General features: G+C 67.9%; 14 protein-coding genes. 7 read left to right on the top strand and 7 right to left on the bottom strand.

All coding sequences use genetic code 11. The features are described 5' to 3' along the window. Window positions 1–71: 71 nt before the first annotated feature. Window positions 72–1451 (bottom strand): adenylosuccinate lyase, encoded by a 1380-nt coding sequence (gene purB, locus KDK82_RS17825; protein WP_065347260.1) that lies wholly within the window; start codon window positions 1449–1451, stop codon window positions 72–74. A gap of 115 nt (window positions 1452–1566) precedes the next feature. Between purB and KDK82_RS17820 the strand changes: the two genes are divergently transcribed. After that, complete coding sequence (locus KDK82_RS17820; protein WP_013804599.1) at window positions 1567–2187, top strand: glutathione S-transferase family protein; 621 nt, start codon at window positions 1567–1569, stop codon at window positions 2185–2187. 374 nt (window positions 2188–2561) lie between these two features. On the opposite strand, the gene glnE is transcribed toward KDK82_RS17820, so the two are convergent. Further along, entirely contained in the window at window positions 2562–5306 is a 2745-nt protein-coding gene (glnE, locus tag KDK82_RS17815) for a bifunctional [glutamate--ammonia ligase]-adenylyl-L-tyrosine phosphorylase/[glutamate--ammonia-ligase] adenylyltransferase (RefSeq protein WP_034389764.1), read from the bottom strand. A 133-nt stretch (window positions 5307–5439) separates the two neighbouring features. Here glnE and KDK82_RS17810 point away from each other — a divergent pair, with 133 nt between their 5' ends. From KDK82_RS17810 to KDK82_RS17795, 4 genes are read left to right on the top strand one after another with little or no spacing between them, the layout of a single operon-like run. After that, on the top strand, window positions 5440–9585 hold the full coding sequence (locus KDK82_RS17810) for a YhdP family protein (RefSeq protein ID WP_088165789.1): 4146 nt from the start codon (window positions 5440–5442) through the stop codon (window positions 9583–9585). Then, on the top strand, window positions 9582–10397 hold the full coding sequence (locus KDK82_RS17805; RefSeq protein WP_088165788.1) for a carbon-nitrogen hydrolase family protein: 816 nt from the start codon (window positions 9582–9584) through the stop codon (window positions 10395–10397). The genes KDK82_RS17810 and KDK82_RS17805 overlap by 4 nt, the downstream gene beginning before the upstream one ends. Window positions 10398–10414: 17 nt before the next feature. Then, window positions 10415–12502, top strand: a complete 2088-nt coding sequence (locus KDK82_RS17800; RefSeq protein WP_088165787.1) for a PAS domain S-box protein — start codon at window positions 10415–10417, stop codon at window positions 12500–12502. A gap of 16 nt (window positions 12503–12518) precedes the next feature. Next, complete coding sequence (locus tag KDK82_RS17795; protein WP_088165786.1) at window positions 12519–13148, top strand: response regulator transcription factor; 630 nt, start codon at window positions 12519–12521, stop codon at window positions 13146–13148. 5 nt (window positions 13149–13153) lie between these two features. On the opposite strand, the gene KDK82_RS17790 is transcribed toward KDK82_RS17795, so the two are convergent. The 3 genes from KDK82_RS17790 to KDK82_RS32830 form a co-directional block, all read right to left on the bottom strand. After that, entirely contained in the window at window positions 13154–14428 is a 1275-nt protein-coding gene (locus KDK82_RS17790) for an amino acid deaminase (RefSeq protein ID WP_088165785.1), read from the bottom strand. Window positions 14429–14533: 105 nt separating this feature from the next. Beyond that, complete coding sequence (locus KDK82_RS17785) at window positions 14534–15262, bottom strand: OmpA family protein (RefSeq protein WP_016449372.1); 729 nt, start codon at window positions 15260–15262, stop codon at window positions 14534–14536. A 146-nt stretch (window positions 15263–15408) separates the two neighbouring features. Continuing rightward, window positions 15409–15579: a hypothetical protein gene (locus KDK82_RS32830; RefSeq protein ID WP_016449371.1), complete on the bottom strand. Its 171-nt coding sequence runs from the start codon at window positions 15577–15579 to the stop codon at window positions 15409–15411. Here KDK82_RS32830 and KDK82_RS17780 point away from each other — a divergent pair. Further along, window positions 15578–16762: a murein transglycosylase A gene (locus tag KDK82_RS17780; RefSeq protein ID WP_034389752.1), complete on the top strand. Its 1185-nt coding sequence runs from the start codon at window positions 15578–15580 to the stop codon at window positions 16760–16762. The two genes, KDK82_RS32830 and KDK82_RS17780, sit on opposite strands and share 2 nt — an antisense overlap. 210 nt (window positions 16763–16972) lie before the next feature. Here KDK82_RS17780 and KDK82_RS17775 read toward each other — a convergent pair whose 3' ends face one another. Both KDK82_RS17775 and KDK82_RS17770 read right to left on the bottom strand, forming a co-directional pair. After that, window positions 16973–18733, bottom strand: a complete 1761-nt coding sequence (locus tag KDK82_RS17775) for an MFS transporter (RefSeq protein WP_088165784.1) — start codon at window positions 18731–18733, stop codon at window positions 16973–16975. Between the two features lie 161 nt (window positions 18734–18894). Beyond that, complete coding sequence (locus tag KDK82_RS17770; RefSeq protein ID WP_012202773.1) at window positions 18895–19398, bottom strand: Lrp/AsnC family transcriptional regulator; 504 nt, start codon at window positions 19396–19398, stop codon at window positions 18895–18897. Window positions 19399–19586: 188 nt separating this feature from the next. Here KDK82_RS17770 and KDK82_RS17765 point away from each other — a divergent pair, with 188 nt between their 5' ends. After that, entirely contained in the window at window positions 19587–23168 is a 3582-nt protein-coding gene (locus KDK82_RS17765) for an indolepyruvate ferredoxin oxidoreductase family protein (protein WP_088165783.1), read from the top strand. Window positions 23169–23193 lie beyond the last annotated feature (25 nt).

Genomic DNA, 23193 nt, shown 5'->3' with positions numbered 1-23193 from the left:
AGCAAGCCTGTGCTTGCATCGGCAGCCCTGAATGGTTGAAGCGCGCCCTTCATGGCGCGGCAAAGGATGGATTAGACGCGGCGGGCCAGCTCGGCCGCCTTGCCCACATAGGAGGCAGGCGTCATGGCCAACAGGCGGTCCTTGTCGGCCTGGGGGATTTCCAGGCCGTTGATCAGGCGGTGCAGGTCTTCGGCCTGCACGGTCTTGCCGCGCGTGACTTCCTTGAGCTTTTCGTAGGCGCCCTGCACGCCGTAGCGGCGCATGACGGTCTGGATGGGCTCGGCCAGGACTTCCCAGGCGTGGTCCAGGTCTTCCTGCAGGCGCTCTTCGTTGAGTTCGAGCTTGTTCAGGCCCGTCATCAGCGAGCTGTAGGCCAGCGTGGCATAGCCCATGGCCACGCCAATGTTGCGCAGCACGGTCGAGTCGGTCAGGTCGCGCTGCCAGCGCGAGATGGGCAGCTTTTCGGCCAGGTGCTTGAGCAGCGCGTTGGCCAGGCCCAGGTTGCCTTCGGCATTCTCGAAGTCGATGGGGTTGACCTTGTGCGGCATGGTGGACGAGCCGATCTCGCCGGCCTTCAGGCGTTGCTTGAAGTAGCCCAGGGACACATAGCCCCAGACATCGCGCGAGAAGTCGATGAGGATGGTGTTGGCGCGCGCGATGGCGTCGAACAGCTCGGCCATGTAGTCATGCGGCTCGATCTGGATCGAGTAGGGCTGGAAGCTCAGGCCCAGGCCCTGGGGCTCGGGCGACTCGATCACCTTCTTGCTGAAGGCTTCCCAGTCGAACTCGGGCCAGGCCGACAGATGGGCGTTGTAGTTGCCGACGGCGCCATTCATCTTGGCCAGGAGCTTGACCTCGGCGATGCGGGCAGCGGCCTTTTCCAGACGCACCAGCACGTTGGCGATTTCCTTGCCCACGGTGGTGGGGCTGGCGGTCTGGCCGTGCGTGCGGCTGAGCATGGGCACGGCCGCGTAGGCGTGGGCCATCTCGCGCAGCTTGGCGGTGATGCCCGTCAAGGCCGGCAGCAGCACGCTGTCACGACCGGCGCGCAGTTGCAGCGCATGGCTGGTGTTGTTGATGTCCTCGCTGGTGCAGGCGAAGTGCACGAATTCGGCGGCCTTGAGCAGCTCGGGACGGCCGTCGAACTTGCCCTTGATCCAGTACTCCACGGCCTTGACGTCGTGGTTGGTGGTCTTTTCGATGTCCTTGATGGCCACGGCATCGGCCTCGGAGAAGTTCTTCACCAGATCCTGCAGATAGACGCGGGCGCCTTCGGTCAGGGGCTTGAACTCGGCAAAGCCGGCGTCCGACAGGGCGATGAACCAGGTCACCTCCACCTGCACGCGGCGGTGCATGTATCCCATCTCGCTCATGATCGGGCGCAGAGGAGACAGTTTGGCGGCGTAGCGGCCGTCGAGCGGGGACAGGGCGGAGATGTGCGGCAGATTCATGGGCCGTGATTGTAGGTGCGCGCGGCAAAAACGGGGGCTGTAGGGGGAGATCGCCGGGCAGCGCATAGAATCGGCTGCCCGCCCATGGGCCGCCTCTTCGCCACGGAAAACAGCCATGAAACTGATAGGTTCCTCCACCAGCGCCTACGTACGCAAGGTACGCGTCGTACTGGCCGAGAAAAGGCTCGACTATCAGTTCGTCGAGGAAAACCCCTGGAGCCGCGAGCTGTCGCCGGGCACCGGCAACCCGCTGGGCAAGGTGCCGCGCCTGGTCATGGACGGCAGCGATGCCATGTTCGACTCGCGCGTGATCGTCGAATATCTGGACACACTTTCCCCGGTAGGCAAGCTGATCCCCGGCACAGGCCGCGAGCGTGCCGAGATCAAGACCTGGGAAGCCCTGGCCGATGGCGTGCTGGACGCCGGAGCCCTGGCCCGCCTCGAAGCCACCTGGGATGGCCGCAGCGAAGAGCAGCGTTGCCAGGCCTGGATAGACCGCCAGCTGGCCAAGGTGCGCGCCGCACTGAACGTAATGTCCCAGGGCCTGGGCGACAAGCCCTATTGCTGCGGCATCCACTTCACCCTGGCCGACGTGTGCGTGGGCTGTGCCCTGGGCTGGCTGGACTTTCGCTTTCCCGAACTGGACTGGCGCGCCGACCACCCCAATCTGGCCACCTTGCAGGCCAAGCTGGCGGAACGCGCCAGCTTTGCGGCCACACGCCCGCCCCAGCCCTGAAAACGGGTCACCCCCGCAACGACAACGGCAACTGCAGCGGCAACAAAAAAGGCCACCCGATGGGTGGCCTTTTTGCTGGCATAAAAAAGTTGCGAAGCATCCCGAAACGAATAAAGAGAGGGAGGGAGGAGAAGCGCTTCGGGCGGAACAGTTCAGGACTGTGGCCCCAGAGGCTTCGCAACGTGAAATTCGGTCTGGATACCCTCTCTCGTCAACCTGTCCAATAGATGAGCTACTTTTGCAGAAGTTCCAGGGGTCGGGGGCGGGAAAAATGTAACATTTTGACGAGTAGCGTCATTCTGCTGTAGGCCGTGTTCGATGGATGCTGACGGGATGGCGTCGGCCAGAGCCGACCACCTTCCTTCCGCGCATCCTCACACCAAAGCGGCCCCTGTGAAAACCGCTTCCCACAGGGCCTTGACCGGCGCACTGAGCGGCTCGGCCTGGCCCGGCACCAATTGGGCCGTCCGCTCGTCCAGCCGCGCCACGTGCTGCAGGCGGCGCAGTTCACGGTAGGCCCGGGCGGCCTGCTGGCCCACGCCTGCAGGCAGCAGCCCCGCCTCTTCCGCACGCTGCAGCAACGCGATGTTGCCCAGATTGGCCATCAGCCCCGGATGCAGGGCCGATTGCGAGAGAACCAGGTACTGGACGGCGAACTCCACATCGACCATGCCGCCGGGGCTGTGCTTGACGTCGAAGAGGCCGCCGCGCACCGGATGCGCACTGCGCACGCGTTCGCGCATGGCCACGATCTCGTCGCGCAGGGCCGCGGCGTCGCGCGGCGCGGTGATCACGGCCTCGCGCACGGCGTCGAAGCGGGCCTGCAGATCGTCGCTGCCCAGCACGAAGCGCGCCCGCGTCATGGCTTGGTGCTCCCAGGTCCATGCCGTGTTGCTGCCGCGCTGCTGCTGGTAGTTGGCATAGGAGGCAAAGCTGGTCACCAGCAGGCCGGAGTTGCCGTTGGGGCGCAGCGCGGTGTCGATCTCGAACAGATCGCCCTCGCCCGTCTTGACGGCCAGCCAGTTGATGAGCTTGCGCACAAAGGCGGCATAGATCTCGGAGGCGTGCTCGTCGTCGTCATCGAAGACGAAGACGATATCCAGGTCGCTGCCGTAGCCCAGCTCCTTGCCGCCGAGCTTGCCGTAGCCAATGATGGCGAACTGCGGCGACTCGCGGTGGCGGTTCTTGAGCCGGCTCCAGCACCAGCTGGCCGTCACGCGCAGCACGCAGTCGGCCAGCGCACTGAGATCGTCCGCCACCTGCTCGACCGTGATGCGGCCCTCGATATCACGCGCCAGCGTGCGAAAGACCTCGGCATGGTGGGCGCGGCGCAGCAGGTTCAGCAGGGTTTCGTCGTCGTCCTCGCCCGTGGTCTGCAGCGCGGCCAGGCGCAGGGCCAGCTCATGCTCGAAATCCATGGGAGAGAAGCGCTCGCCCAGCATGGCGTCGTTGGCCAGCTCGTCGATCACGCCCGGGTGCTGCTGCAGATAGCGCGCGGGCCAGCGCGCCGCGCCCAGCAGGTCCAGCAGCCGCTCGTGCACGGCAGGGCGCTCCAGCAGCAGGGCCAGATAGCTTTCGCGGCGCAGCAGCGGCTCCAGCCAGTTCAGAAAGCGCACTGCGGCGTCTTCGGGCACGCTGCGCTCGGCCACCCATTGCGCCGTGCGCTGCACAAGGCGGAACAGCCGGCTGCGCGCCTCGTCGCGCAGGTTGGCGATGCGGGCGTTGCCGCGCCAGTCGGCCACGTGGGCGGCCAGGGCGGGCGGCAGCTGCTCCATGAGTCCATCGATCTCGCGCGGCGTTCCTCCCTGTGCAGGGCTGCGGGCGCCGTTGCAGCGGCCCGCGCTGCATTGCGGGGGGGCCGAGCCGCCGAGCAGGGTGTCGAACTCCTCGGCCACCTTTTCGCGGTGGGCGTCGAACTGGTGCAGGAAGGCGCAGGTATCGGCAAAGCCCATGGTGCGCGCAATCCATTCGAGGTCGTCATCGCGCGTGGGCAGCACATGGGTCTGCTGGTCGTCCAGGTACTGGATGCGGTGCTCGACACGGCGCAAAAAGGTATAGGCCGCGCCCAGGGCGTCGGCCACTTCCTGGCTCATGAGGCCGGCGCGCGCCAGGCGCCCCAGCGCCTCCAGCGTGGGGCGGCAGCGCAACTCGGGGAACTGGCCGCCACGCACCACCTGCAGCAATTGCACGGTGAATTCGATCTCGCGGATACCGCCGCGCGAGAGCTTGACGTCATTGGAGCGGCCGGGATGGCCCGCGCTGCGCCGCGCCGCATGCTCGCGGATCTGGCGGTGCAGCGACCGCAGCGCATCGAAGACCGCGTAATCCAGATAGCGGCGAAAGACGAAGGGCAGGACCACGGCGCGCAGCGCCTGCACCTGCGTGGAGCGCACGCTGTCCATGGGCGCCACCACCCGGCTCTTGAGCCAGGCGAAGCGCTCCCACTCGCGGCCATGGGTCTGCAGATACTCTTCCAGCGAGGCCAGCGAGACAGCCGACGGCCCCGAGTTGCCGTTGGGCCGCAGCGCCAGGTCCACGCGGAACACGAATCCGTGCTCGGTGGTGTCGCCGATCAGGCCATAGATGCCTTTGACAACGCGCGCGAAGTACTCATGGTTGGAGAGAACGCCGCGCCCGTCAGGCAGGCCGGCCGTGTCGCCGTCCTGCTCGTAGACGTAGATCAGGTCGATGTCGCTGGAGACATTGAGCTCGCGCGCGCCCAGCTTGCCCATGCCGATGATCCACAGCTGCACGGGCCGGCCCTCGGGGCCTTGCGGTGCGCCATGGCGCGCATCGAGTTCGGCGCGCACCTGGATGCAGGCGCGCTCCAGCGCCAGCTCGGCCAGCTCGGTTACGGCCCGCGTGACCACGGCCAGCGGCGCCTGCTGCTCGCAGTCGAGCACCATGGTGCGCTCCATGACCAGCTGGCGCAGCACACGCAGCGCAGCCGACAGGTCCAGCCCGCGCTCCAGCAGCGCCGACAGGGCCTGCTCCATGGAGGCGCGCTCGGGCGGGCCCGGCGGCAACAGGCTCAACTCGTCGCCATAGCGACGATGCAGCCGTTGGTGGAAACGGGAATAGGCGGCCTGTGCGGGGACATTCAAGGCCGTGTCTGCCATTGCGTGCTCTGAGGATTGCATACGGAACGCGAAAGAAGCGGCCACTCACGCGCAGAGGGATCGCAGCAACCCTTGGTTACCGTCCGGCCCCTGAGGGTGCCGGTCATAATTCCCGTCATAGCTGATGCCGCCGATGATCGAACCGAAACCGCACCCCACACGCCTGACCCGTTGGATGGCCGGCCTTGCGCGGTGGTCACTGGGGCTGGTCCTGGCCTTCTGGCTGGTCCTGGGCTCCGTGTGGGGGGTGCTCCATGGCTGGATTGTGCCGCGAATCGGCGAATGGCGTCCTCAGCTGGAATCCCTGGCCTCACGCACGCTGGGCCTACCCGTGCGCATAGGCAGCATCACGGCCCGCAGCGAGGGACTGGTCCCCCGGTTCGAGCTGGGCGACGTGGTGGTCGAAGACCCAGAACACACCGCGGACGCCCTGCGCCTGCCCAGCGTGGTGGTAGCCGTTTCGGCCCGCTCGCTGATGCGCCTGGGCGTGGAGCAGATCTACATCGACCGCCCCGAACTCGTGGTCCGCCGCGCGGCCGATGGCCGTGTCTTCGTGGCCGGCATCGAGATCAGCCCTTCATCGGGCGGGGACAATGCCGCTGCCGACTGGCTGTTTTCCCAAACCGAGCTGGCCCTGCGCGGCGGCAGCCTGCTGTGGGTGGACGAACTGCGCCAGGCACCGCCGCTGGCCTTGCGCGATGTGGACCTGGTGCTGCGCAACAAGGGCTGGAGCCACGGAATGCGCCTGGATGCCACGCCGCCCGAAGGCTGGGGCGAGCGCTTCATGCTCGCCGGCCTGTTCCGCGAGCCGCTGCTGTCCACGCACGAGGGCAACTGGCAGCGCTGGAGCGGACAGGCCCATGCGATGTTCACGCAGATCGACCTGTCCCGGCTCGGGCAGTACATGGATACGTCCGACCTGCGCCTGCAGCAGGGCCGGGGCGCACTGCGCGCCTGGATCGACCTGCGCCAGGGCCAGCCCGTGGGTGCCATGGCCGATGTGGCGGTGAATGCCCTGCAACTGCAGTGGCGCGAACACCTGGAGCCGCTGCAACTGCAGGCGCTGACGGGCAGGCTGAGCGTGCAGCACCAGGACGGCTGGCGCTTCGCCGCGCAGAACCTGGAATTTTCCACGGGCGACGGTCTGCACTGGCCGGCTGGCAATCTACGCGCGCGCTACAACCCCGCCGGCGCCAGCACGCAGGGGGCGCTGGGCGAGCAGGGCGAGTTCCAGGCCGATGGCATTGACCTGGCCATCCTCGCCCAGCTGGGCCAGCGCCTGCCGCTGCCAGAGCAGGTGCAGCGCCATCTGGCCGACATGGCCCCTGCCGGCCAGCTGCGCCAGTTCCAGGGAAGCTGGCGCGGCCCGCTGGAGTCCTTGCAGCAGTACAAGGCCAGTGGCGAACTGCAGCAACTGTCGATCGACGGCGTGGCATCGTCCGAAGGCCCCACGAAGCCGGGCATGCCCGGCATCAAGGGCCTGAACGCGCGCTTCTCGCTGGACCAGGACGGCGGACAGGCCCAGCTGGAGATGGAGGGCACGGGGCAGCAGCCGGCTGCGCTGTCCTTTCCTGGCGTCTTCGAGGAACCCGAGATCCCGCTGCACCGCCTGCAGGCCAGCCTGCGCTGGCAGTTGCGCGGACAGGCCATCAGCGTGCAGGTGCCCAGCCTGCGCTTTGCCAATGACGACACCGAGGGCGAGGCCCGCGCGCAATGGCACACCGGCGACGGCAGCGACAAGCACCCGCGCTTTCCGGGCGTGCTGGACCTGCAGGGCCAGTTGCGCAACGCAGACGGCACGCGCGTGCACCGCTACCTGCCGCTGGAAATCCCCGCCGATGCGCGCCACTACGTGCGAGAGGCCATCCACGCCGGGCGCGCAAGCACGGTGAACTTCAAGGTGCGCGGCCATCTGGACCACGTGCCGGCCGAAAAGCCCAGCCAGGGCGAGTTCCATATCGCAGCCAAGCTGCATGACGTGCACTATGAATATGTGCCGCCCCATCTGCTCACGCATGGCGAGGCGCCCTGGCCGGCCCTGGTCGATCTGTCGGGCGAGCTGGTCTTCGACCGCTCGTCGATGGCCGTGCGCAATGCACGCGGCGAGTTCGCGGGCTACCCGCAGCTGCAGATGCGCGACATCCAGGCCAGCATTCCCAACCTGGGCCACACCGAGGTGGCCGTCACCGCCAAGGGCCAGGGCCCGCTGGCCGACATGCTGGGCGTGGTCAAGACCTCGGCCCTGTCGGCGCTGACCGGGCACGTGCTGGACGGCAGCGAGGCCACGGGCGCCGCGCAACTGGCCCTGCAGCTGCAATTGCCCATCGACCATCTGGACCGCAGCAAGGTGTCCGGACAGGTCACGCTGGCGGGCAACTCCCTGCAGCTCGATGATCAGACGCCCCATCTGAGCCAGCTGCGCGGGGCCGTCAAGTTCTCCGAAACCGGCTTCTCGCTGGCCGGCCTGCAGGCGCGCGCGCTGGGCGGTGAGCTGCGCGCCGATGGCGGCATGCAGGCGCTGGCGCGCAATGCGCCGGCCACCGAATCCTCCGTCAAGGTGCGTGTGCAGGGCACGGCCACGGCACAGGGGCTGCGCGAAGCCAGGGAACTGGGCTGGGTGGCCGACCTGGCCCGCCATGCCGAAGGCCAGTCGCCCTATTCCCTGCTGCTGAAGGTGCGGCGCGGAACACCCGAAATCCAGGTCCAGTCCAGCCTGCAAGGCATGCGCATCAACCTGCCCGCCCCGCTGGGCAAGGCGGCGGAGTCCATCCAGCCACTGAACGTGAGCCACCAGCTAGCACCCGCCAGCTTCACCTCGCCCGATGCCCCGCTGCGCGACCAGATCAGCGTGCAACTGGGCGATACGGGCTCGGTGTTCTATGAGCGCGACATCAGCGGCAAGCACAGCCGTGTGCTGCACGGCAGCATCCTCATCGGCCAGGAAGCGGGCACGGCTTCCACTTCGGGCCAGGGCGTGCAGGCCCATGTGCAGCTGCCTCTCTTCAATCTCGACGACTGGCTGGCACTGGCGCCGCAGTCCAGCGGCGCCAAGCCGGAGCCCGCCGATGCCGCGGACCCTGCGCGCGAATACCTCCCCGACCGGCTGACCCTGCGCGTCAAGCAGCTGCAGGCCAAGGGGCGGCAGCTGCACGACGTGGTGGCGGGCATCTCGCGCGATGGCGGCTCGTGGCACAGCAACCTCGCCTCCCAGGAGCTTGACGGCTACGTGGGCTTTCGCGAAGGCACGGATGCCCAGCCCGAAGGGCAGCTGGTGGCCCGGCTGTCGCGCCTGACGGTGCCCGAGGCCAAATCCGACCGCGTGGATGCCCTGTTCAGCGAGGGGCCGCGCCAACTGCCGGCCCTGCAGATCGTGGTGGACGACATGCACCTGTCAGGCCACGCCCTGGGCCGCCTGGAAGTGGAGGCCCGCAACCGCCCCGTTCCCGGCGATGCGGCGGCGCGCGAATGGCAGTTGTCGCGCTTCAACATCGCCACGCCCGAGGCCACGCTGACGGCCAGCGGCCAGTGGCGCCTGCCCCAAGGCCAGTCCGAGCACCCGGGGCGCAGCCAGTTGCAGTTCCAGCTGGACCTGCGCGACGTGGGCAAGCTGCTCACGCGCTTCGATATGCCTGGCGTGGTGGGCAACGGCAAGGGCGTGCTGCAGGGATCGGCGGGCTGGACGGGCTCGCCCATCACGCCCGACTTCCGCAGCCTCTCTGGCTCCATGCACCTGGATGTGCAGACCGGCCAGTTCCTCAAGGCCGAGCCGGGCCTGGCCAAGCTGCTGAGCGTGCTCAGCCTGCAGGCGCTGCCCCGCCGGCTGACCCTGGATTTCCGCGATGTGTTCAGCAACGGCTTCGCCTTCGACTTCATGCGCGGCGACGTGCAGATCACCGATGGCGTGGCGCGCACCAACAACATGCAGATGAAGGGCGTCAACGCCGCCGTGCTGATGGAGGGCACGGCCGACCTGGTCCAGGAAACGCAGAATCTGCATGTGGTGGTGGTGCCCGAGATCAATGCCATGACGGCCTCCCTGGTGGCCACGGCCATCAACCCCGTGGTCGGCCTGGGAAGCTTCCTGGCGCAGGTGCTGCTGCGCGGCCCGCTGATCGCGGCGGCCACCAAGGAATTCCGCATCGACGGCAGCTGGGACGAGCCCCAGGTCACGGCCCTGCCGCGGCGCCGGGCCACGACACCCTCCGATCCTGCCGCCAACAGCCCCGCCAGCACGCCCTCCGGCGCCACCGAGCCCGCTTCTTCAGGAGAGAACCCATGAAAATCGCAGCCCTGCAAATGGTGTCGGAACCCGATGTGCGCGCCAACCTCGACCAGGCGCTGGCACTGCTGCGCCAGGCGCGCGACCAGGGGGCCGAACTCGCGGCCCTGCCCGAGTATTTCTGCGCCATGGGCCTGCGCGACACCGACAAGCTGGCCTACCGCGAGAGCTTCGGCGCAGGCCCCATCCAGGACTTCCTGCGCCGCGCAGCACGCGAGCTGCAGCTGTGGATCGTGGGCGGCACCCTGCCCCTGGTGGCCGATGACGACGCCCACGTGCTCAACAGCTCGCTGGTGTTCTCGCCCCAGGGCGAATGCGTGGCGCGCTACGACAAGATCCACCTGTTCCACTACGACAACGGACGCGAGCGCTACACGGAAGCCGCCGTGGTCCAGGCGGGCCACACGCCCGTCACCTGCGACATCACCTCGCGCGAGGGCGAGACCTGGCGCCTGGGTCTGAGCGTGTGCTACGACCTGCGTTTTCCCGAGCTGTACCGCCGCCTTGCCGAGCAGGGCACCGACCTGCTGCTGGTGCCCGCCGCCTTCACCCACATCACGGGGCTGGCGCACTGGGAAGTGCTGCTGCGCGCCCGCGCCATCGAAAACCAGGCCTACCTGCTGGCGCCCGCCCAGGGGGGCCACCATGAAAACGGCCGCCGCACCTGGGGCCACAGCCTGCTGGCAGATCCCTGGGGCATGGTGCTGGCCCAGCAGGCCGAGGGCGCCGGCGTGGTGCTGGGCGAGATCAAGCGCGAGCGCCTGGCGCATGTGCGCCGCCAGCTGCCGGCCCTGGAGCACCGCGTCCTGTGAATCCAACGCACCCGCCCATGCCGGCCATGTCACCGATGTCGCCCATGCCCGAAGGCCGCTGGCCCTGGCGCCGCTGGCGCACGGCCTGGCGCCGCTGGTCGCTGTGGAGCCTGCTGGTCGCCCTGGTCCTGAGCATGCTCGTCACCATGGTCTGGCTGGCCGGGCGCTACGAGGCCTCCCAGGTCCAGGACAAGCTGGAGCGCGACACGGCCAATGCCGTGGCTGACATACGCGCCGCGCTCAACCGCAACCTGCAGGACCTGCAGGCGCTGAACGCGCCCGACAACGAGCCCGCCGAATGGAAGACCCGCGCCGCCGAGCTGCTGCAGGTGCGCCGCGAGCTGATGCGCATCGAGTGGCGTGACGCGGGCCTGCAGATCCGCTCCCATGCCGAGACCCCCTATCGCAACGTGCAGTGGGAAGACCAGCTGCGCACGAATAACACCCACCCCGAGGCCGTGCTGACCTGCACCCACGCGCGCCGCCTGAACGGCCCCGCCTACTCGCCCAGCTACTTCCAGCTGCTGGCCGAGGGCCTGGGCACGGAGATGATGGAGGTCTGCCTGCCGCTGACGCAAAGCGGCCACATCATCGGCTTCGTCATCGGCACCTACAGCCTGCAAAGCCTGCTCATCACCCAGGTCAGCAAGAACCTGCCGCGCACCCAGGAAGTGTCCTTCACCGAGCCCGACGGCACGCGCCTGGCCCTGCTGGGCGCATCCTGGCGCGGCACGCGCATGTTCACGGCGCAGCAGCTGCTGGACCTGCCCGGCAGCACCCTGGTGCTGCGCATGGACAGCTGGCACCGCGCGCCCAGCGTGTTCCCCAACGTGCTCACGGCCCTGGTGACGCTGATGTCCATCGCCCTGGTCTCCGTGGTCGCCGTGCTGGTGCGCGACAACCGCCGCCGCCTGCGTGCCGAGCGTGACCTGGGCGATGCGCTGGCCTTTCGCAAGGCCATGGAGGACTCGCTGGTCACGGGCCTGCGCGCGCGCGACCTGCAGGGCCGCATCAGCTATGTGAATCCGGCCTTCTGCAACATGGTGGGCTTTACGGCCGAGGAGCTGCTGGGCCTGAGCATCGCGCCCTACTGGCCGCCCGAGCGCGCCGAAATCTACGCGCGCCGGCGCGACAACCGCCTGTCCGGCAACGCGCCGCCGCCGCGCGAGGGCCACGAAAGCATCTTCATGCGCAAGGACGGCACACGCATTCCGGTGCTGATCTTCGAGGCGCCGCTGATCAACGCCCAGGGCCAGCACACGGGCTGGATGAGCGCCTTCATCGACATCAGCGAGCAAAAGCGCATGGAAGAGATCTCGCGCGCCTCGCAGGAGCGCCTGCAGGCCACGGCCCGCCTGGCCACCGTGGGCGAAATGGCGTCGCTGCTCAGCCATGAACTCACCCAGCCGCTGGTGGCCATCTCCAGCTACGCCACAGGATCGCTGAACATGCTGGGCAGCGACGACGGTGCGGAGGGTAGCGCCGGCAACGAAGCCCATCTGCGCCAGCAGTTGCAGGACTTGCGCATGGCCATGGAGCGCATCAGCTTCCAGGCCGACCGTGCAGGCCGCGTGATCAAGAGCGTGCGCGACTTCGTGCGGCGTCGCGACCAGTCACGCGAAGTCATAGGTGCCGCCGAACTCATAGACGCCGTGCTGCCGCTGGTCAGCCTGCAGGCGCGCAACCTGGGCGTGCGCGTGACCACAGATATCGAGCCCGGCCTGTCGCCCGTGCTCTGCGATCCGACCATGATCGAGCAGGTGCTGCTCAACCTGGCGCGCAACGGCATGCAGGCCATGGACTCTCCCGAGACCGTGGACCGCGAACTGCAGTTGCGCGTGCGGCGTGCGGCCGCCAGCACGCGCCGCAGCTGGGTGGAATTCGCCGTCATCGACTGCGGCAGCGGGATCCCCAAGCATGTGGCGGAGCAGTTGTTCACGCCCTTCTTCACCACGCGCAACGAGGGCATGGGCCTGGGCCTGAGCCTGTGCCGCACCGTGGTCGAACAGCATGGCGGCCACCTGCAGCACAGCCCGCACAGCCCGCGCGGAACCGTCTTCGCCTTCACGCTGCCGACCCACAACCCGGCACAGGTGGAACCATAGATGGAACAATAGGCACATGGAACCTGTACCCGACGCCACCGTCTACATCGTCGATGACGACACTGATGTACGCGAAGCGCTGGCCTGGCTGCTGCGCTCGCGCCGCCTGCTCAGCGAATGCTATGACAGCGCAGAGGCCTTCGACGCCATGCTGCAATCGCGCCCGCCACCACGCAATCCCTGCTGCCTGCTGCTGGACATGCGCATGGGCGGCATGAGCGGGCTGGCGCTGTTCAACCTCATGCTGGAGCGCAACCAGATCGAGGGCATGCCCGTGATCTTCCTGACCGGCCATGCCGACGTACCCACGGCCGTGGACACGGTCAAGCGCGGCGCCTTCGATTTCTGCGAGAAGCCCTTTTCGGACAACGCGCTCGTGGACCGCATCGAGCAGGCGCTGGAACTGTCAGCCCAGCACCAGGCCGAGACCCGCGCACGCGAGGCCGTGCGTGCGCGCTTCAACGAACTGACGGAGCGCGAGCGCGACGTGATGCGGCTGGTGGTGGAGGGCATTCCCAACAAGCTCATCGCCGACCAGCTGGACATCAGCGTGCGCACCGTCGAAGTCCACCGCGCGCGCGTCTTCGACAAGATGCAGGTCAAGTCGGCCGTGGAACTGGCCAACCTGCTGCGCACGCACGGCTGACTCCTTCAGAAATACGTGGCGATCACGTCCACCACGTCGTAGCCATCATTGACGACGGCCATCTGCCGCCATTTGTCAAAGGTCAGGCAGGGGTGGGAGATGTCGAATGCCAGCATGTCGCCGACGCGCAGGCCATCGTCCTCGGCCACCTTCAGGAAAGCATGCTGGTCCATCATGGCCGTGACCTCCCAATGGGGCGGTGCGGCCACCGGCGCTGCATCACCGGGGCGGTAGCGCAGCGCGGGCCGGGGCGGCACGGCCTCGAAGGCGGTATCGCGCTTGCCCAGCGCCACGATGGCGCGGCCAGGCTCGGGCAGTGACTGCACATAGGCCCAGACCTGCAGCGCAGGCAGCAGGCTGGCACGCATCTGCTGCGCCACGGGGTTGGTCTGGTCGATGCGCTGCTGCGCTGCCTGGTAGATGCCCGCGTCATGCGTGAGATAGCAGCCGGGGCGCAGCACCAGATCCAGCGCTCCCCCTATATCGGCCTTGCCGAATTCCTGGGCCACCACGTCGTACCAGGCCGAGCCGGCTCCCGTGAGCACGGCCGGGCTGCGCTGCAATCGTCCGTCGCTTGCGAGCCGCTCAAGCCAGTGAACGGCGCGCCGCAGCAGGGTGCGGATGGCATCCTCTTCCTTGAGCACGCCCTCGTAGACCTCGATGCCGGCCAGTTGCACGGCCGCGCCAGCCCTTGCCAACGCGTCCAGCAGCGGCTGCATCTGCGCATCGGAACGCACACCCGTGCGCCCGCCGGGCGGGCCCAGCTCGATCAGCACCTGCACGGACTGGCCCGCCGCGCCAAAGAAGGCCGCCAGTTGCTCGACCTGCTCGGCGCAGTCCACCAGGCAGAAGAACTCGAAACCGGGATCGGCCAGCAGCTCGGCCACGGCGGCCATATTGCGCCGTCCGATCAGCTGGTTGGCCATGAGCACGCGGCGCACGCCGTGGGCATGGGCCACGCGTGTCTGCTGGGCGGTCGCCAAGGTGATGCCCCAGGCGCCCGCATCGATCTGCTGGCGGAACAGGCGGGGCGCCATGGTCGTCTTGCCGTGGGGCGCGAGCTTGGCGCCGTAGGCGTTCACAAAGCGCTGCATCCAGGCCAGGTTGTGCGCCAGGCGCGACTGCGAGAGCACGGCGGCCGGCAGGCCCAGATCCTCGCGCAGCAGGTTCCAGCCCTGCGCTGCAGCGTCCTGCGGCGCGCAGGGCGCCGACAGTGCACCCAGGCCCTTGTCGAGCGGGCTGACCACGTCGGCCATGCCTGCTGTGCTTGCTTCACTCATACGACTCCCCATTGATGGATGGGTGCCAGCATAGGGCAAGGCAGGTGGCCGCCCACGCAAAAACGCCCCGCGTTGCGGGGCGTTGCATCCGGGCCAGAGCCGGGATCAGCGGGGCTGCTGGTACTGGGGCTGGTATTGCGGCTGCTGGTATTGCGGCTGCTGTTGATACTGGGGCTGCTGCTGATGTTGCTGCGGGATCTCGCCCACGAAGATTTCCACGCGGCGGTTCATGGCACGGCCGCTGGCCGAGTCGTTGGAAGCCACGGGCTGGTGCGAGCCACGACCTTCGGTGGCGATGCGAGCGCCCGAGACGCCGCGCATGGTCAGGTAGTTGCGCGTGCTGTTGGCGCGGTCCAGCGACAGCGGGTTGTTGATGGCGTCCGAGCCCGTGCTGTCCGTGTGGCCGATGATGCGCACCTCGGCATTGGGGTTGTTGCGCAGGCCTTCGGCGAAGCGGTCCAGGATGGGGGCGAAGTTGCCCTTGATGTCGGAACGGTTGGTATCGAACGAGATGTCGCTGGGAATGTCGAGCTTGAGCTGGTTGTCGGCCGTCTGGCTCACGTTCACGCCCGTGCCCTGGGTGGCCTGCTCCATCTCGCGCTTTTGCTTTTCCATGTTCTGCGACCAGATGTAGGTGCCCAGTGCACCCACGCCGGCACCGATCACGGCGCCCGTGCCGGCCCTGCCGCCGGTGACCGCGCCCAGCACGGCGCCGGCTGCAGCGCCCACGCCAGCACCCGTGGCCGTGCGGCGCTGGGTGTCGCTCATGTTCGCGCAGCCGGAGATGAACAGTGCGGCAGCCGTTGCGGCGGCCAGAACGATGTGCTTGCGCATGGGAAACTCCTTTTTGAATCTTGGGAACGCACCGTGCGGTAGCGCCAGGGTCCCCATTGTGGAAAGCAGGCTGAGCACAGCCTATCAGTGCGGGCAGGGCATACCCGTAGGACGGCGCCCGCTCCGCGAGGCCGCCTCCACGGCCGTCACGGGCCGCTGCGATCCTGCCCGGGAGAGGGTTTGTCTGGAGACGGATGCGAATCCCGTGGCGTGTCCACGGGCAACTCGCCCTTGCGGCGCCCGGAGAACATGGTCCACCACACAATAGCGACCAGAATCACCAAGGCCAGCAGTGCTTCGAGCAAAATCAACCCCATGAATTTCCACCTCCTGCGCCATGCCGCGATGGCGCTGATTGTAGGGACGCTGGTCGCCTGCACGACCACCACCAAGCCGGTCTATGACCCTTCGCCCGTGCCCGACCTGCAGCCGGGAGGCCCGGTCACCGTGACACCCAGGCCCCCGCTGGTCACCAGCACCCCCACCAAGAGCCGCTGGATCGCAGCCGACTGGAGCGAATTGCCCGGCCTGCAGGAAGACGCGCTGCACGAAGCCTGGAATGCCTGGCTCAAGAACTGCGAACGGCCCAGCTCGGTCTTCGCGGGCCTGTGCCGGGACGTGCGCCAGCTGAGCATTGCCACGGGCGACGAGCAGCGCGCCTGGCTCATGGCCAATCTGCAGCCCTACCGCATCGAAGCGCTGGGCGGTGGCCCGGACGGCATGCTGACCGCCTACTACGAGCCGCTGTTCGAGGCACGGCGCCTGCCGGGCGACGGCTTCAACGTGCCGCTGTACAAGACGCCGGCCGGCGCCGGCTTCGGCAGCCGCAAGCCCTGGTTCTCGCGCCAGCAGATCGAGACGATGCCCGAGGCCCAGGCGGCCCTGGCCGGCCGCGCCATCGCCTGGCTGCGCGACCCCGTCGATGCGATGGTGCTGCACATCCAGGGATCGGGGCGCCTGAACATCACCGAGCCCACAGGCGCGCAACGCACGATCCGCGTCGCCTTTGCGGGCACCAATGACCAGCCCTACAAGAGCGTGGGCCGCTGGCTGCTGGACCAGGGACTGGTGCGCGACGCCACCTGGCCCGGCATCAGCGCCTGGGTGGCCGCCAATCCCGGCCGCGTCAATGAAATGCTGTGGAGCAACCCGCGCTATGTCTTCTTCCGCGAGGAGCCGCTGGAAGGCCTGGACCTGCAATTCGGCCCCAAAGGCGCCCAGGGCGTGGCCCTGACCCCGGGCCGCTCCATCGCCGTGGACAAGCAGAGCATTCCCTATGGCACGCCGGTCTGGCTGTCCACATCCGGGCCCACCGTGGCCCTGAACCGCCTGGTATTCGCCCAGGACACCGGCAGCGCCATCGTCGGCGCCGTGCGCGCCGACTACTTCATGGGCTGGGGACCCGAAGCCGGCGACCTGGCCGGCCGCATCAAGCAGAATCTGCGCCTGTGGGCCTTCTGGCCGCGCAGCCTTGCCAGCCAGGCACCGCACTTGAGGTGACCCCCTGAGCGGCTACGCCGCTTCCCCCCGCTTTGGGGTGCGCCGGTTTTATCCTTTGCGCCAAGGCTCGCCACGCATGGCAAAAGACCAGCGCAGACACACCTCTATCCACTGTCTCTCGCTCTGGCGCGGCCCAGCGCCAGGGGCGCCGAGCAAGAGCCGCCTCGCGGCGAGGGCGCCGTCCCCCTCGGGGGGAAGGCGCGCAGCGCCTCAGGGGGTATCAAAATACCTCGTGACGCGCGGCGGTTCCTTGCCCTTGTGATAGGCCAGCTTGCGGTCGCGCAGGGCCACATCGGCGGCGGTGACGCGGTCGAAGCGGCGCAGATGCTCGGTCCAGGATTCGTCGATGATCTGCTCCACATAGCGCTCGGGATGGCTCATGCTGTGCAGCAGGCTCCAGCCCAGCGCGCCCTGGCGCATGCGGCTGCGGCGGCTTTCCTGCATGAGGGCTCGGAAGGCCTCGGCCTGGGTGGGGTCGATCTGGTACTCGATGGTGACGACCACGCGGCCGGCTTCGGGGATGTTGACCTCGGGGCGCTGGAAGGCCTTGGAGGGACTCAAATCCTCCTCGATCTGGCGGTCGCGCACCAGGCGCTGGACCAGCAGCATGCAGACCACGCCACTGGCGGCGGCCACCATGAGGCTGCCCCTCACGCCCACCATGCTGGCCACCTGTCCCCAGAGCGCGGCGCCTGTCGCCGTACCGCCCATGATGGACATCTGGTAGATGGACATGCCGCGCGCCCGCACCCAGTTGGGCAGGGCCATCTGAGCCGAGACGCCCAGCACGTTGGCGGTGGAGATCAGCGCCATGCCGGCCAGCATCATGGCCGACACGGCCATGTAGACATTGGGCGACAGGGCCACGGCCAGCGTGGCCAGCGCATGCACGGCAGAGCCCGACCGGATCAGACTTTCCTTGGACATGGCCTGGCGCAGGCGCGGCAGGAACATGGCGCCCACGATGGCGCCCGCTCCCATGGAGGCCAGCAGCAGCGTGAAGGTCTCGGCGCCGCCCCCGCCCTCCGTGGGGCCGTGCAGGCGCTGGGCCACCAGGGGCAGCAAGGCCATCACGGCCGTGCACTGCAGGAAGAAGCACACCGTGCGCGCCAGCACCGCATGCATGCGGGGCGACTCGCGCACGAACTGCAGGCCCACGCGCATGGCCGAGGGCAGGCGCTCGCGGCCCAGCGGGTTGGCCACATGGCGGCGCTTCCAGCGGATCAGCACGATGCCCGAGAGGATGGACAGCACGGCGTTCAGCACGAACACCCATGCGCTGCCCAGGCTGGCGATGATGGCGCCGGCCACCAGCGGGCCGATGATGCGCGATGCATTCATGGCCACCGCGTTCAGCGCCATGGCCGAAGGCAGGTGGTGCTTGGGCACGAGTTCGGGGATCAGCGCCGAGAACACGGGCCAGCGCATGGCCAGGCCGATGCCGTTGGCAAAGGTCAGCACCAGCAGCCAGTGCGCCGTCATCTGGCCGGACAGCACGAACAGGCACAGCACCAGGGCCACGGCCGCCACCCAGAACTGGGTGACGATGAAGTAGCGGCGCCGGTCCAGGATGTCGGCCAGCGCGCCGCTGGGCAGGCCCAGCAGGAAGACGGGCAGCGTGGAGGCCGATTGCACCAGGGCCACCAGCACGGGCGAGGTGGTCAGCGAGGTCATGAGCCAGGCCGCCGCCACATCGTTCATCCACATGCAGGTATTGGCCGCCATCCAGATCAGCCAGAGCATGCGGAAAGTGGGGCCGGACAGCGGCGCCCAGACTCCCTGCTGGGCCTGGGCCGCCTTCTGGCCTTCGGCCTCGGCAGCCGCCTTGTCGGCGGCCGTCATGCCTGACGGGTCTTCGATCAGGGTGCCCGGCGCCCCCATGCCCGAAGGCTCGGCCGGGGGCGGGGTGGAAGGCTCGGATTCAGAGGCAGGCGGCTGGGCGGGGACTGGTGTTGTTTGTTCTGCGGCCATGTGCCCCTGATTCTCGGCCCAAACGCGGGGGTGGCGCCAGAAATGGTTGTTGCACTAAGAACCACGATCAACGCCTTGCACGGCAGGCGCTTTTTGCTCCTTTTGCAGGAGCACACTGTCGCTTCGGCGCGACCTTCACAGGCCAGTCCGCCGGCCTGCGGCTACTGGTCCGGCAGGCCCTTGCCCGCCATGGGCCCCAGCTGGGACAGGGGCAGCGCATGGCTGGACTTGATCTCGCCCAGCGAGAAACTGGTCTGCATGTCCTTCACATTGGGCAGATTCAGCAGCGTGTTGCGCGCGAACTGCGCAAAGCTGTCCAGGTCGCGCGCCACCACCTGCAGCTCGAAGGTGCCGGTGCCGCTGATGTAGTGGCAGGTCACGACCTCGGGCAGCTTGCGGATGGCGTCCTCCATCTCCAGCGTCAGCGTGCCGGCCGTGCGCACGGCATCCAGCCGCACGAAGGCCAGCACGCCCAGGCCGATCTTGTGGCGGTCGATGTCGGCGTGGTATCCGCGGATGAAGCCCGCCTCCTCCAGCGCCCGCACACGGCGCCAGCAGGGCGCGGCCGACAGGCCAACGCGCTGGGCCAGCTCGGCATTGGTCAGCCGCGCATCGGCCTGCAGGTGGCCGAGGATGGCAATGTCGAATTTGTCCAAAGTTTGCACAAAACACCGTTTTCAAGAAAGATTCTTGCCAAGAATACTTGAAACAGCGCAAAGAAAGCAAAGACCTATCAGACGAGCACGAATACACTGAAAAAAGGCGATTTGGTTCAGACAACGAGTGCCGTGCATGCCTCTTTCCCGTTCCGGGCAGGACATGACAGGGCGCCGACCATCGATGGAGACAAGCCATGAATGCCCCACTGCCCGAAGACGTGCGCCGCGCCCTGGAGACGGTCACTCTCGACGACAAATACGCTCTGCAGCACGGCCGTGCGTTCATGAGCGGAGTACAGGCCCTTGTGCGCCTGCCCATGCTGCAGCGCCAGCGCGACGCTGCAGCGGGCCTGAACACCGCAGGCTTCATCAGCGGCTACCGGGGCTCCCCGCTGGGCGGCTATGACCAGGCGCTATGGGCCGCGAAAAAGCACCTCGAATCCAACAACATCGTCTTCCAGCCCGGCGTCAATGAAGAACTGGGCGCCACGGCCGTCTGGGGCACGCAGCAACTGGATCTCTATCCCGAGACCAAGAAGTTCGACGGCGTCTTTGGCCTGTGGTACGGCAAGGGCCCGGGCGTGGACCGCTGCTCCGACGTGTTCAAGCACGCCAACATGGCGGGCACGGCCAGGCACGGCGGCGTGATCGCGCTGGCCGGCGACGACCACATCAGCAAGAGCAGCACGGCCGCCCACCAGAGCGACCACATCTTCAAGGCCTGCGGCACGCCGGTGTTCTTTCCCAGCAATGTGCAGGACATCCTGGACATGGGGCTGCACGCCTTTGCCATGAGCCGCTTCTCCGGCCTGTGGTCGGGCATGAAGACCATCCAGGAGGTGGTGGAGTCCTCGGCCAGCGTGTCGGTGGAGCCGGACCGCGTGAACATCATCCTGCCCGAGGATTTCCAGATGCCGCCCGGCGGCCTGCACATCCGCTGGCCCGATGCGCCGCTAGAGCAGGAGCAGCGGCTGATGAACTACAAGTGGTATGCGGCCCTGGCCTATGTGCGCGCCAACCGGCTCAACCACAACGTGATCGACGGCCCCAACGACCGCTTCGGCCTGATCGCCAGCGGAAAGGCCTACAACGACATGCGCCAGGCCCTGGCCGACCTGGGCCTGGACGACGACACCTGCCGCCAGCTGGGCATACGCGTGCACAAGGTCAACGTGGTCTGGCCGCTGGAGGCCACCATTACGCGCGACTTCGCGCGCGGCCTGCAGGAAATCCTGGTGGTGGAGGAAAAGCGCCAAGTCATCGAATACCAGATCAAGGAAGAGCTGTACAACTGGCGCTCCGACGTGCGGCCCAACGTGGTCGGCAAGTTCAGCGATGAGCACGGCGGCGAATGGTCGGTGCCCAATCCCAGCCAGGACTGGCTGCTGCGCCCCAATGCGGACCTGACGCCGGCCCTCATCGCGCGCGCCATCGTCCAGCGCCTGACCAAGATCGGCGTGCCCGAACACATCGCCCAGCGCATGCACGAGCGCATTGCCGTGCTGGACGCCCGCGAGGCCGCGCTCAAGGTCGCCCAGAGCCAGCCCACGGGCGACCGCGTGCCATGGTTTTGCAGCGGCTGTCCGCACAACACCAGCACCCGCGTGCCCGAGGGCAGCCGCGCCGTGGCCGGCATCGGCTGCCACTACATGACGGTGTGGATGGACCGCTCCACCAGCACCTTCACGCAGATGGGCGGCGAGGGCGTGACCTGGGTGGGCCAGGCGCCCTTCACCAAGGACGCCCATGTCTTCGCCAACCTGGGCGACGGCACCTACTTCCACAGCGGCCTGCTGGCGATACGCCAGAGCATCGCGGCCGGCGTGAACATCACCTACAAGCTGCTGTACAACGACGCCGTGGCCATGACGGGCGGCCAGCGCGTGGGCGAGCGGCCCGAGGGCCACTCGGTGCTGCAGATCATGAACAGCCTCAAGTCCGAGGGCGTGGCCAAACTGGTCATCGTCACCGACGAGCCTGCCAAGTACGACGGCGTGCCGCTGGCCGAGGGCGTGACCGTGCACCACCGCGACGAGCTGGACCGCATCCAGCGCGAGTTCCGCACCCTCAAGGGCTGCACGGCCATCATCTACGACCAGACCTGCGCCACCGAAAAGCGCCGCCGCCGCAAACGCGGCACGCTGGCCACGCCCGACAAGACCGTGGTGATCAACGAATTGGTCTGCGAAGGCTGCGGCGACTGCTCCGTGCAGTCCAACTGCCTGTCGGTCGAGCCGGTGGAGACCGAGTTCGGCCGCAAGCGCCGCATCAACCAGAACACCTGCAACAAGGACTACTCCTGCGTGAAGGGCTTTTGCCCCAGCTTCGTCACCATCGAAGGCGGCCAGCTCAAGAAGCCCAAGAAGGAGAAGAAGGGCGACCTGTCCATGCTGCCCGCCATCCCGGAGCCCGTGCTGCCGGTGGCCGAGCAGGCCTGGGGCATCGTCGTGGCCGGCGTCGGCGGCACGGGCGTGATCACCATCGGCTCGCTGCTGGGCATGGCCGCCCACCTGGAGGGCAAGGGCGTGATCACCCAGGATGCGGCCGGCCTGGCGCAAAAGGGCGGCTCCACCTGGAGCCACATCCAGATCGCCAACCGTCCCGAGGCCATCTACACCACCAAGGTGGACATGGCCAAGGCCGACCTGGTGATCGGCTGCGACCCCATCGTCACGGCCACGCCGACCACCATGTCCGTGATGCAGCCGGGCCGCACCTTCGTGGCGCTCAACAGCCACGGCTCGCCCACGGCAGCCTTCGTCACCAACCCTGACTGGCAGGCGCCGGACGACCGCTGCGCCAGCGCACTGGCCCAGGCCGTGGGCCCGGAGCTGCTGGGCAGCTTCGACGCCGAGCAGGTGGCCGTGCAACTGCTGGGCGACAGCATCTACACCAATCCGCTGATCCTGGGCTACGCCTGGCAAAAGGGCCGCGTGCCGCTGTCGCATGCGGCGCTGATGCGCGCCATCGAACTCAACGGCGTGCAGGCCGACAACAACAAGGCCGCATTCGAGTGGGGCCGCCGCTGCGCCCATGACCTGGCTGCCGTGCGCGCCCTGTTCCAGACGGCCCAGGTGATCCAGTTCGTCAAGAAGCCCTCGCTGACCGAGATGGTGGCCAAGCGCGTGGACTTCCTCACGGGCTACCAGAACGCCGCCTATGCGGCCGAGTACCAGGCCTTCGTGGACAAGATCCATGCCGCCGAGCGCGGCGTGGCGGGCTCCGGCACGCGCCTGTCGGAGGCCGTGGCCCGCTATCTGTTCAAACTCATGGCCTACAAGGATGAGTACGAGGTCGCGCGCCTGCACACCGATGCGGCCTTCAGCCAGCGCATCGCCGGCATGTTCGAGGGCGACTACCGCGTGGTCCACCACCTGGCGCCGCCATCGTCGGCCGGCAAGGATGAGCACGGCCATCTGGTCAAGAAGTCCTACGGTCCCTGGATGCGCAAGGCCATGGAAGTGCTGGCGAAGATGAAGGGCCTGCGCGGCACGGCGCTGGACCCCTTCGGCCGCACGCAGGAGCGCCGCACCGAGCGCGCCCTGATCCAGGAATACCGCCAGTGCATCGAAGGCCTGCTGGCCGAACTCACGCCAGAGCGCCTGGCACTGGCCGTGGAGATCGCCAGCATTCCCGAGGACATCCGCGGCTACGGCCATGTCAAGGAGCGCAACCTGGCAGCGGCCCGCATCAAGTGGAAGGCGCTTATGGCACGCTGGAGCGCACCGTCACGGGGTGCGGGCAGCACGGGCAAGCCCGCCGTCGGCGTCGCCTGAAACCACACGGACCGCCCCGTTCCAG

This window comes from Delftia sp. K82, assembly GCF_002193035.1.
GTDB classification, from domain to species: domain Bacteria; phylum Pseudomonadota; class Gammaproteobacteria; order Burkholderiales; family Burkholderiaceae_C; genus Comamonas; species Comamonas acidovorans.
This window is presented reverse-complemented; position numbering and strand designations above follow the sequence as displayed.

Bases quoted from the DNA above. Each gene is read 5' to 3' on its own strand.
- purB (WP_065347260.1), bottom strand. From the start codon at position 1,451: ATGAATCTGCCGCACATCTCCGCCCTGTCCCCGCTCGACGGCCGCTAC.
- KDK82_RS17820 (WP_013804599.1), top strand. From the start codon at position 1,567: ATGAAACTGATAGGTTCCTCCACCAGCGCCTACGTACGCAAGGTACGC.
- glnE (WP_034389764.1), bottom strand. From the start codon at position 5,306: ATGGCAGACACGGCCTTGAATGTCCCCGCACAGGCCGCCTATTCCCGT.
- KDK82_RS17810 (WP_088165789.1), top strand. From the start codon at position 5,440: ATGATCGAACCGAAACCGCACCCCACACGCCTGACCCGTTGGATGGCC.
- KDK82_RS17805 (WP_088165788.1), top strand. From the start codon at position 9,582: ATGAAAATCGCAGCCCTGCAAATGGTGTCGGAACCCGATGTGCGCGCC.
- KDK82_RS17800 (WP_088165787.1), top strand. From the start codon at position 10,415: ATGCCGGCCATGTCACCGATGTCGCCCATGCCCGAAGGCCGCTGGCCC.
- KDK82_RS17795 (WP_088165786.1), top strand. From the start codon at position 12,519: ATGGAACCTGTACCCGACGCCACCGTCTACATCGTCGATGACGACACT.
- KDK82_RS17790 (WP_088165785.1), bottom strand. From the start codon at position 14,428: ATGAGTGAAGCAAGCACAGCAGGCATGGCCGACGTGGTCAGCCCGCTC.
- KDK82_RS17785 (WP_016449372.1), bottom strand. From the start codon at position 15,262: ATGCGCAAGCACATCGTTCTGGCCGCCGCAACGGCTGCCGCACTGTTC.
- KDK82_RS17780 (WP_034389752.1), top strand. From the start codon at position 15,578: ATGAATTTCCACCTCCTGCGCCATGCCGCGATGGCGCTGATTGTAGGG.
- KDK82_RS32830 (WP_016449371.1), bottom strand. From the start codon at position 15,579: ATGGGGTTGATTTTGCTCGAAGCACTGCTGGCCTTGGTGATTCTGGTC.
- KDK82_RS17775 (WP_088165784.1), bottom strand. From the start codon at position 18,733: ATGGCCGCAGAACAAACAACACCAGTCCCCGCCCAGCCGCCTGCCTCT.
- KDK82_RS17765 (WP_088165783.1), top strand. From the start codon at position 19,587: ATGAATGCCCCACTGCCCGAAGACGTGCGCCGCGCCCTGGAGACGGTC.